The sequence below is a fragment of the Rhodococcus sp. YH1 genome, from assembly GCF_009939605.1.
In the GTDB taxonomy this organism is placed as follows: domain Bacteria; phylum Actinomycetota; class Actinomycetes; order Mycobacteriales; family Mycobacteriaceae; genus Rhodococcus; species Rhodococcus aetherivorans.
The window spans coordinates 1-8,856 of sequence record NZ_WVTE01000093.1; the positions used below are offsets into that span (position 1 = coordinate 1).

General features: G+C 71.0%; 9 protein-coding genes. 2 read left to right on the forward strand and 7 right to left on the reverse strand.

What is annotated here, in order from left to right; translation table 11 throughout:
* Positions 1-134: 134 nt before the first annotated feature.
* The 7 genes from AIIKEEIJ_RS09055 to AIIKEEIJ_RS09085 all read right to left on the reverse strand — a co-directional run bounded on the left by AIIKEEIJ_RS09055 (position 135) and on the right by AIIKEEIJ_RS09085 (position 6,675).
* Positions 135-515, reverse strand: a complete 381-nt coding sequence (locus AIIKEEIJ_RS09055; protein ID WP_006939268.1) for a metal-sulfur cluster assembly factor — start codon at positions 513-515, stop codon at positions 135-137.
* A complete protein-coding gene (gene sufU / locus AIIKEEIJ_RS09060; protein ID WP_161995494.1) occupies positions 515-1,012 on the reverse strand; it encodes a Fe-S cluster assembly sulfur transfer protein SufU in 498 nt (165 codons plus the stop codon). Before sufU ends, AIIKEEIJ_RS09055 begins: the two co-directional genes overlap by 1 nt.
* A complete protein-coding gene (locus tag AIIKEEIJ_RS09065) occupies positions 1,012-2,265 on the reverse strand; it encodes a SufS family cysteine desulfurase (RefSeq protein WP_161995495.1) in 1,254 nt (417 codons plus the stop codon). Before AIIKEEIJ_RS09065 ends, sufU begins: the two co-directional genes overlap by 1 nt.
* Positions 2,266-2,279: 14 nt before the next feature.
* A complete protein-coding gene (gene sufC, locus AIIKEEIJ_RS09070; protein ID WP_006939265.1) occupies positions 2,280-3,080 on the reverse strand; it encodes a Fe-S cluster assembly ATPase SufC in 801 nt (266 codons plus the stop codon).
* 44 nt (positions 3,081-3,124) lie between these two features.
* Positions 3,125-4,360 carry a Fe-S cluster assembly protein SufD gene (gene sufD / locus AIIKEEIJ_RS09075; RefSeq protein ID WP_161995496.1) on the reverse strand — a complete coding sequence of 412 codons (1,236 nt, stop codon included), beginning with the start codon at positions 4,358-4,360 and terminating at the stop codon, positions 3,125-3,127.
* Positions 4,361-5,806, reverse strand: a complete 1,446-nt coding sequence (gene sufB, locus AIIKEEIJ_RS09080) for a Fe-S cluster assembly protein SufB (protein ID WP_029543648.1) — start codon at positions 5,804-5,806, stop codon at positions 4,361-4,363.
* 89 nt (positions 5,807-5,895) lie between these two features.
* The gene (locus AIIKEEIJ_RS09085) at positions 5,896-6,675 is read right to left on the reverse strand and encodes a helix-turn-helix transcriptional regulator (RefSeq protein WP_006939260.1); all 780 of its coding nucleotides are present in this window, start codon (positions 6,673-6,675) and stop codon (positions 5,896-5,898) included.
* A gap of 59 nt (positions 6,676-6,734) precedes the next feature.
* Here AIIKEEIJ_RS09085 and mptB point away from each other — a divergent pair, with 59 nt between their 5' ends.
* Both mptB and AIIKEEIJ_RS09095 read left to right on the forward strand, forming a co-directional pair.
* The gene (gene mptB, locus AIIKEEIJ_RS09090; RefSeq protein WP_029543646.1) at positions 6,735-8,480 is read left to right on the forward strand and encodes a polyprenol phosphomannose-dependent alpha 1,6 mannosyltransferase MptB; all 1,746 of its coding nucleotides are present in this window, start codon (positions 6,735-6,737) and stop codon (positions 8,478-8,480) included.
* On the forward strand, positions 8,477-8,856 hold a 380-nt coding region (locus AIIKEEIJ_RS09095; protein WP_161995497.1), incomplete at its 3' end, for an ATP-binding cassette domain-containing protein. The genes mptB and AIIKEEIJ_RS09095, both read left to right, overlap by 4 nt.

Consider the following 8,856-nt stretch of genomic DNA (forward strand, 5'->3'; position numbering starts at 1 on the left):
CCGCTCCCCCATCTGTGCCCGGCCGCGGCGCATCAGCGCCATGAACTCGTGTTCGAGGGCGGTGATCGGATCCGGGGAGCTGCCGGCCCCCGGATCCGGGGGCGCCTGGGAGCTGGGCCGGGTCACCGGCCGCGTCAGACGGTGAAGCCGAGCGCGCGCAGCTGCTCGCGACCGTCCTCGGTGATCTTGTCCGGCCCCCACGGCGGCATCCACACCCAGTTGATGCGCAGCTCGTCGCACAGGCCGCTGCGGACGAGAGCGTTGCGGGACTGGTCCTCGATCACATCGGTGAGCGGGCAGGCCGCCGACGTGAGCGTCATGTCGATGGTGACGGCCTCGTCGTCCTCGGTGATGCCGTAGACCAGGCCCAGGTCGACGACGTTGATTCCGAGCTCGGGATCGACGACGTCGCGCATCGCCTCCTCGAGCTCCTCGAACCGCTCGGGGTCGAGGGTGGGAGCCGCGTCCGGGGCTGCGGCGGTGGTCTCGTCCGCCGGGGTCACGGGTTCGGTCATCAGTTCTGTCCTCCGCGGGCTACGGGTGCGGTGCTGTGAGTGCTGTGGGTGCTGTGGATGCTGTCGGCGATCTGCACGACGGCGTCCTTGAAGGCCATCCAGCCCAGCAGCGCACACTTCACGCGCGCCGGGTATTTCGAGACGCCGGCGAAGGCGATGCCGTCGCCGAGTACGTCCTCGTCGCCCTCGACGGTCCCGCGGCTGCCGACCATCTCCGCGAACGCGTCGACGGTGGCCAGGGCCCGGTCCAGCGGCTCCCCGATCACCTGGTCGGTGAGCACCGAGGTGGACGCCTGGCTGATCGAGCAGCCCTGCCCGTCGTAGGAGACGTCCGCGACGGTGCCGTCGTCGGCGAGATGCACCCGCAGCGTCACCTCGTCGCCGCAGGTGGGGTTCACGTGGTGCACCTCCGCGCCGTAGGGCTCGCGCAGACCCCGGTGGTGCGGGTGCTTGTAGTGGTCCAGGATGACCTCCTGGTACATCTGCTCCATCCGCATCAGCGCGCTCCGAAGAAGGCCTGGGCCCGGCGGATCGCCGCGCCGAGCGCGGCCACCTCGTCGAGCGTGTTGTACACGGCGAAGGAGGCGCGGGCGGTCGCCGCGACCCCGAATCGACGGTGCAGCGGCCACGCGCAGTGGTGCCCGACGCGGATCTCGACGCCCTCGTCGTCGAGGATCTGCCCGAGATCGTGCGCGTGGATGCCGTCGACGACGAACGACACCGCCCCGCCGCGCTGCTCGGCCGTGGTGGGGCCGACGATCCGCACGCCGTCGATGCCGGCGAGTTCGGCGAGGGCCGCCGCGGTGAGCTCGTGCTCGTGCGCGGCGACGGCGTCCATGCCGATCTGCTGCAGGTACCGCACCGCGGCGCCGAGACCGACGGCCTGCGACGACATCGGCGAGCCGGCCTCGAAGCGCTGCGGCGGCGGCGCGAACGTCGACGCCTCCATGGTGACGGTTTCGATCATCGAGCCGCCGGTGATGAATGGCGGCACGTCGGCGAGCAGCTCACGGCGGCCGTAGAGGACGCCGACGCCGGAGGGGCCGAACATCTTGTGGCCGGAGAACGCGGCGAAGTCGACGCCGAGCGCGTGGAAGTCCACGCTCATGTGCGGCACGGACTGGCAGGCGTCGAGGACGACGATCGCGTCGACGGCCTTCGCGCGCCGTACCAGCTCCTCGACCGGCGCCACGGCCCCGGTGACGTTGGACTGGTGGGTGAAGGCGACGACCTTGACCCGGTCGGTGAGTTCGAAGGAGTCGACGTCGATGCGGCCGTCGTCGGTCACGCCGAACCAGCGCAGCGTCGCGCCGGTGCGCCGGGCGAGTTCCTGCCAGGGCACCAGGTTGGCGTGGTGTTCGAGTTCGGTGACGACGATCTCGTCGCCGGGCCCGAGGCGCCGCGGGAACCGGGCGTCGGCGAAGGCGTAGGCGACGAGGTTGAGCGATTCGGTGGCGTTCTTGGTGAACACCACCTCGTCGGGATCCGCGCCGACGAAGTCGGCGATCACGGCGCGGGCGCCCTCGTAGGCGTCGGTGGCCTCCTCGGAGAGCTCGTGCGCTCCCCGGTGCACGGCCGCGTTGCAGGTGGTCAGGAACGCCCGTTCGGCGTCGAGGACCTGCGTCGGGCGCTGCGAGGTGGCCCCGGAGTCGAGGTAGACCAGGGGCTTTCCGTCGCGCACCGTGCGCCCGAGGATCGGGAAGTCGGCCCGGATCCGGGCGACGTCCACCGTGGGCACCTGCACCGTCATCGGCTCACTGCTCCTTACTTGTCGGCACCCGCGGCCGCGGCGGCGGCCTGGGTGAAGCGCACGTAACCGTTGGTCTCGAGTTCCTCGGCCAGCTCCGCGCCGCCGGACTCGACGACGCGGCCGCCGACGAACACGTGCACGAACTGCGGCTTGATGTAGCGCAGGATGCGGGTGTAGTGGGTGATCAGCAGCACGCCGCCGTGCTCGCGTTCCTGGTAGCGGTTGACGCCCTCGGACACCACGCGCAGCGCGTCGACGTCGAGGCCGGAGTCGGTCTCGTCGAGGATGGCGATCTTCGGCGCGAGCAGGCCCAGCTGCAGGATCTCGTGGCGCTTCTTCTCGCCACCGGAGAAGCCCTCGTTGACGGAGCGGTCACCGAACGCCGGGTCGATGTCGAGTTCGGTCATCGCCGACTTGACCTCCTTGACCCAGTGCCGCAGCTTCGGCGCCTCGCCGCGGACCGCGGTCGCGGCGGTGCGCAGGAAGTTCGACATGGACACGCCCGGAACCTCGACGGGGTACTGCATGGCCAGGAACAGGCCGGCGCGGGCCCGCTCGTCCACGCTCATCGCGAGCACGTCCTCGCCGTTGAGGGTGATCGACCCGGAGGTCACCTCGTACTTGGGGTGGCCGGCGATGGCGTACGACAGGGTGGACTTGCCCGACCCGTTGGGGCCCATGATGGCGTGCGTCTCCCCGGACCGGACGGTGAGGTTCACGCCCTTGAGGATGTTGATCGGCTCGGCGTTGTCGTCGGTCTGGGCGACGCGGACGTGCAGGTCCTTGATCTCGAGGACGTTCTGCTCGGGGGACATGTCGGTAACGGTTCCTTCGCGAAGATGGGGAGAACGGGTGGGGGTCAGGCGCCGACGGCGGCGAGCTCGGCCTCGATGGCGGCCTCGAGCCGCTCCCGGACGGCGGGCACGGTGATCTTCTCGACGAGTTCGTGGAAGAATCCGCGGACCACCAGGCGGCGCGCCTGCTCCTCGGAGATGCCGCGGGCACGCAGGTAGAACAGCTGCTCGTCGTCGAACCGGCCGGTGGCGCTGGCGTGACCGGCGCCGACGATCTCGCCGGTCTCGATCTCGAGGTTGGGCACCGAGTCGGCGCGGGCACCGTCGGTGAGCACCAGGTTGCGGTTCAGCTCGAAGGTGTCGGTGCCCTCGGCCTCGGCGCGGATGAGCACGTCCCCGATCCACACGGTGTGCGCGTCCGGCTTGCCGGAGCCCGGATCGCCCTGCAGGGCACCCTTGTACACCACGTTGGACTTGCAGTGCGGCTGCGCGTGGTCCACGAGCAGGCGCTGCTCGAGGTGCTGGCCGGCGTCGGCGAAGTACAGACCGAGCATTTCGGCGTCGCCACCGGGCGCGTCGTACCTGACGGTCGGCGACACGCGCACGAGGTCACCGCCGAGGCCGACGGTGAAGTGCCGCAGCACGGCGTCGCGGCCGAGGCGGGCGTGGTGAGCCGTCACGTGTACCGCATCGTCGGCCCAGTCCTGGATGGCGACGATGTTCAGGCGCGAGCTGTCGCCGAGGACGAACTCGACGTTCTCCGCGTAGGTGCCGGAACCGCGCTGGTCGAGGACGACGGTGACCGACGCGAACGGCTCGAGCCGCACCTGCAGGTGTCCGAACGCGACCTTCCCCTTCCCGGGGCCGGTGACGGTGATCGTGACCGGCTCGGTGACCTCGACCTCGCGGCCGACGGTGACGACGGTGGCGGTGGTGAAGCCCGAGTAGGCCTGGGCGGCGACACGGTCGGCCGGCACGCCGCCTTGGCCGAGGCGGGCATCGTCGCGGCCGACGGTCTCGACCTGCACCCCCTCGACGGGGGTGACCTCGACGGTGGGGGCGCCGTCGGCGACCGCGGTGCCGTCGTGCAGGCCCCGCAGCCGGCGCAGGGGGGTGAACCGCCAGGCCTCGTCGCGACCGGAGGGGATCTCGAAGGCGTTCACGTCGAACGACGTGAAGACCTCCCCCTTGTTGACGGCCGGCCCGCGGGCGGTCTTGATCGCGGGCCCGGCGGCGTTCTCCGAGCGCACGGCTCCCTGCACCCCGGTGGCGGTGGGGGTGTTCTTCGCTTCCGCAGTCATTTAGCCGACTGCCCCTTCCATCTGCAGTTCGATCAGGCGGTTGAGCTCGAGCGCGTACTCCATCGGCAGTTCCTTGGCGATGGGCTCGACGAAGCCGCGCACCACCATCGCCATCGCCTCGTCCTCGGTCAGTCCGCGGCTCATCAGGTAGAACAGCTGGTCGTCGGAGACCTTGGAGACGGTCGCCTCGTGGCCCATCGTCACGTCGTCCTCACGGATGTCGACGTACGGGTAGGTGTCCGAGCGGGAGATCTGGTCGACGAGCAGTGCATCGCACTTGACGGTCGACTTCGACCCGTGGGCGCCCTTGTTGACCTGGACCAGGCCGCGGTAGGAGGCGCGACCGCCGCCGCGGGCCACCGACTTCGACACGATGGTCGAGGAGGTGTGCGGCGCCAGGTGCAGCATCTTCGCGCCGGTGTCCTGGTGCTGGCCCTCGCCGGCGAACGCCACGGACAGCACCTCGCCGCGGGCGTGCTCACCCATCATCCATACGGCCGGGTACTTCATGGTGACCTTGGAACCGATGTTGCCGTCGATCCACTCCATCGAGCCGCCGGCCTCGACCTTGGTGCGCTTGGTGACGAGGTTGTAGACGTTGTTCGACCAGTTCTGGATGGTCGTGTAGCGGCAGTGCCCGCCCTTCTTGACGATGATCTCCACCACTGCCGAGTGCAGCGAGTCCGACTTGTAGATCGGGGCGGTGCAGCCCTCGACGTAGTGCACGGAGGCGCCCTCGTCGACGATGATCAGGGTCCGCTCGAACTGGCCCATGTTCTCGGTGTTGATCCGGAAGTAGGCCTGCAGCGGGATGTCGACGTGCACGCCGGGCGGGACGTAGATGAACGAGCCGCCCGACCACACGGCGGTGTTCAGCGCGGAGAACTTGTTGTCGCCGGCCGGGATGACCGACCCGAAGTACTCCTTGAAGATCTCCGGGTGCTCGCGCAGGCCGGTGTCGGTGTCGAGGAAGATCACACCCTGGGACTCGAGGTCCTCACGGATCTGGTGGTAGACCACCTCCGACTCGTACTGCGCGGCGACACCGGCGACGAGGCGCTGCTTCTCCGCCTCGGGGATGCCGAGCCGGTCGTAGGTGTTCTTGATGTCCTCGGGCAGCTCTTCCCAGCTCGCGGCCTGCTTCTCGGTGGAGCGCACGAAGTACTTGATGTTGTCGAAGTCGATGCCCTCCAGGTTCGAGCCCCACACCGGCATCGGCTTCTTCTCGAAGGTGCGCAGCGCCTTGAGGCGGATGTCGAGCATCCACTCGGGCTCGTCCTTCTTCGCGGAGATGTCGCGCACGACCGCCTCGGACAGGCCTCGCTGGGCCGTGGCGCCGGCGGCGTCGGAATCCGACCAGCCGTAGCCGTAGTGACCGAGGGACGCGATGGTCTCCTCCTGTGTCAGCGGCGTGCCGGCCGACGCCTGATCCGATGTGACGGTCATGTGAGCTCCTTCCGGAGTCTTGTTCGGTGCCGGCGAGGGCTGATCGCCGGCGGACAACGTGTTGCTCTGTCGGGGGAAGCGGGTCGTGCTCAGGTCTTGCCGATGTCCGGCGGCAGCACCGGGACGTGGGTGGTGCAGAAGCTGTCGCCGTTGGCGATGGTCGCCAGCCGCTGCACATGGGTGCCCAGGATCTCGGTGAACGCCTCCCGTTCGGCCTCGCACAGCTCCGGGAACTGCTCGGCCACGTGCGAGACCGGGCAGTGGTGCTGGCAGATCTGCACGCCGGTGCCCACCCGCCGGGTCGACGCCGCGAACCCGGCGTCGGTGAACGCCGCCGCGATGTCCTCGGCGGTGGCCTCGATCTCGGTGGCGCTCCCGGACTCCGCGGGTGGGACCCCGCCGAGGATGGACTGCACGCGCCGCCGGGCGAAGTCCTCGATGGCGGCCTCGCCGCCGACCTCCCGCAGGTGCCGCATCGCAGCACTGGCGAGGTCGTCGTAGGAGTGTCCCAGCCGGGCCCGGCCCACCGCGGTGAGCTGGAATCGGCGCGCCGGCCGTCCCCGTCCCCGGCCCTCCCGCCGCGGCGGCGGAGCGGCCTGGGCCTCGCCGGTGTCGATGAGGGCGTCGAGGTGGCGGCGCACCCCGGCCGCGCTCAGGCCGAGCCGGGCACCGATCTCGGTGGCCGTGATCGGACCCTCCTCGAGCAGCAGCTGCACCACCGCCGCCCGGGTCTGGCCCTCGTGCGTGCCCGGCGCCTGGGTGACCGGGAACGCGGCGACAGGCGTGTGACCTGCGCGTTCCTCGTGCACCCGGGCAGCGGACGTCGTTTTCACAACACCAGTGTGACGGAATTCCCCGGGCCGGTCCACAAAGGGTGCCCTACCTAACTGCGGCGGGGCCCGGTTCCCGGCCCCGCTACGCTGCTCGGGTGCCGTCGCCCACCGTGGAACCCGACCCGACCGGCCCGGCGCCGAGCCGCCGCGCCGCGGACCTCGGAGCCCGTGCCGTGGAACTCGGTCGCCGTGCCCTCGGACTCGACGGCCGCGGCGGCGACCCGGCCGTGGCCGCGATCCTGCACGGCGACGAACTCGAGGGCCGCGGCCTCGACGCCACCGAGACCACCCAGTTGCACCGGATCCGGTTGTTCGGCGCGACGGGCACCGTGCTCATGGCGGTCGGCGCGCTCGGCGCCGGCGCGCAGCCGGTGCTGCAGAATCCCGTCCAGGGTCTGCGCCTGCTCGGGCTGCCCGCGCGCATGCCCAGCGCCGCGCTGACCCTCACCATGACCGGCACCGTGCTGGTGGTCCTCGCGTGGCTGTTGCTCGGCCGCTTCGCGATCGGCCGCCGCGACCCGGACGGGGTGCCCCGCCGGCTCACCCGCTCCCAGCTCGACCGCACGCTGCTGCTGTGGATCCTGCCGTTGATCGTGGCACCCCCGATGTTCAGCAAGGATGTGTACTCGTATCTCGCGCAGAGCGAGATCGCCGCCCGCGGACTCGACCCGTACGGGATCGGCCCGGCCGGTGCCCTGGGCGTCGACCACGTCCTGACCCGTACCGTGCCCAACATCTGGCGCGACACCCCCGCCCCCTACGGACCGGCGATCCTGTGGCTGGGGCAGCGCATCACCGACCTGACCGGCGAGAACATCGTCGCCGGGGTCTTCCTGCACCGCGTCTCCGCGCTCGCCGGGGTCGCGCTGATCGTGTGGGCGCTGCCGCGGCTCGCGCGCCGCTGCGGCGTCGCCTCCGTCAGCGCCCTGTGGCTCGGCGCGGCCAACCCGCTGCTGCTGTTCCATCTCGTCGCCGGCATCCACAACGAGGCCCTGATGCTCGGCCTCATGCTCGCCGGTCTCGAGCTCGCGCTGCGCGGCATCCACACGCCCGATCCGGCGGGGCCGCTGCGCGGCCGGGCACTCGCCTGGCTGCTGGCCGGTTCCGCCGTGATCGCGTTGTCGTCGATGGTGAAGGTCCCCTCGTTGCTCGCCCTCGGCTTCGTCGGGATGGCGCTCGCGCACCGCTGGGGCGGCACCCTGCGCGCCGTGGCCGCCGCCGCCGCACTGCTCGCCGTGGTCGCCGCCGTCGTCGTGGGCGCGGTCAGCTGGGGCAGCGGCCTCGGCTTCGGCTGGACCCAGACGCTCGGCACCGCAACCGAGGTGCGCAGCTGGATGTCCATCCCGACGCTGCTCGGCCTGGGCACCGGCCTGGCCGGGGTGCTGCTCGGGCTCGGCGACCACACCACCGCGATCCTGTCGCTCACCCGGCCCGTCGCCGCGCTGATCGCGGCGCTGGTGACGGTGCGGATGATGTTGGCGGTGCTCACCGGCCGGCTGCATCCCGTCGGCGCGCTCGGCGTGTCCCTCGGCGCGATCGTGCTGTTGTTCCCGGTGGTGCAGCCGTGGTACCTGCTGTGGGCGGTGATCCCCCTGGCCGCGTGGGCCACCCGGCCGATCTTCCGGCTCCCCACGGTGGCGTTCTCGTCGCTGGTGAGCGTGATCCTCATGCCCAACGGCGGCGAGTACCAGCCGTTCATCATCGTCCAGGCGGCCATCGCGACGGTCGTCGTCGTGGGCCTGGCCATCTTCGCCACCCGCAACCGGCTGCCCTGGCGCGACGAGGAGGACGCACCACCGCGTCCCGCCGATTCGCCCGGCGCCTACGCTGGAACCTCGTGACCTCGAGATCCCCCGTCGCTGCGCCACCCGCCGTACGCCTGGAGGGCGTCGTCAAGCGATTCGGCGACCTCACCGCGGTCGACGGTCTCGACCTGACCGTCGAACGCGCCCAGGTACTCGCGCTGCTCGGCCCCAACGGTGCCGGCAAGACCACCACCGTGGAGATGTGCGAGGGCTTCGTCGCACCCGATTCCGGCACCGTGCGCGTCCTCGGGCTCGACCCGATCGCCGACTCCGAGGCCCTGCGCCCGCGGATCGGGGTCATGCTGCAGGGCGGCGGCGCCTACCCGGGGTCCAAGGCCGGGGAGATGCTCGACCTGGTGGCTGCCTATTCCGCGGATCCGCTGGATCCGGCCTGGCTGCTGCGCAGCCTCGG

Bases quoted from the DNA above. Each gene is read 5' to 3' on its own strand.
- sufU (WP_161995494.1), bottom strand. From the start codon at position 1,012: ATGCGGATGGAGCAGATGTACCAGGAGGTCATCCTGGACCACTACAAG.
- AIIKEEIJ_RS09065 (WP_161995495.1), bottom strand. From the start codon at position 2,265: ATGACGGTGCAGGTGCCCACGGTGGACGTCGCCCGGATCCGGGCCGAC.
- sufC (WP_006939265.1), bottom strand. From the start codon at position 3,080: ATGTCCCCCGAGCAGAACGTCCTCGAGATCAAGGACCTGCACGTCCGC.
- sufD (WP_161995496.1), bottom strand. From the start codon at position 4,360: ATGACTGCGGAAGCGAAGAACACCCCCACCGCCACCGGGGTGCAGGGA.
- AIIKEEIJ_RS09055 (WP_006939268.1), bottom strand. From the start codon at position 515: ATGACCGAACCCGTGACCCCGGCGGACGAGACCACCGCCGCAGCCCCG.
- sufB (WP_029543648.1), bottom strand. From the start codon at position 5,806: ATGACCGTCACATCGGATCAGGCGTCGGCCGGCACGCCGCTGACACAG.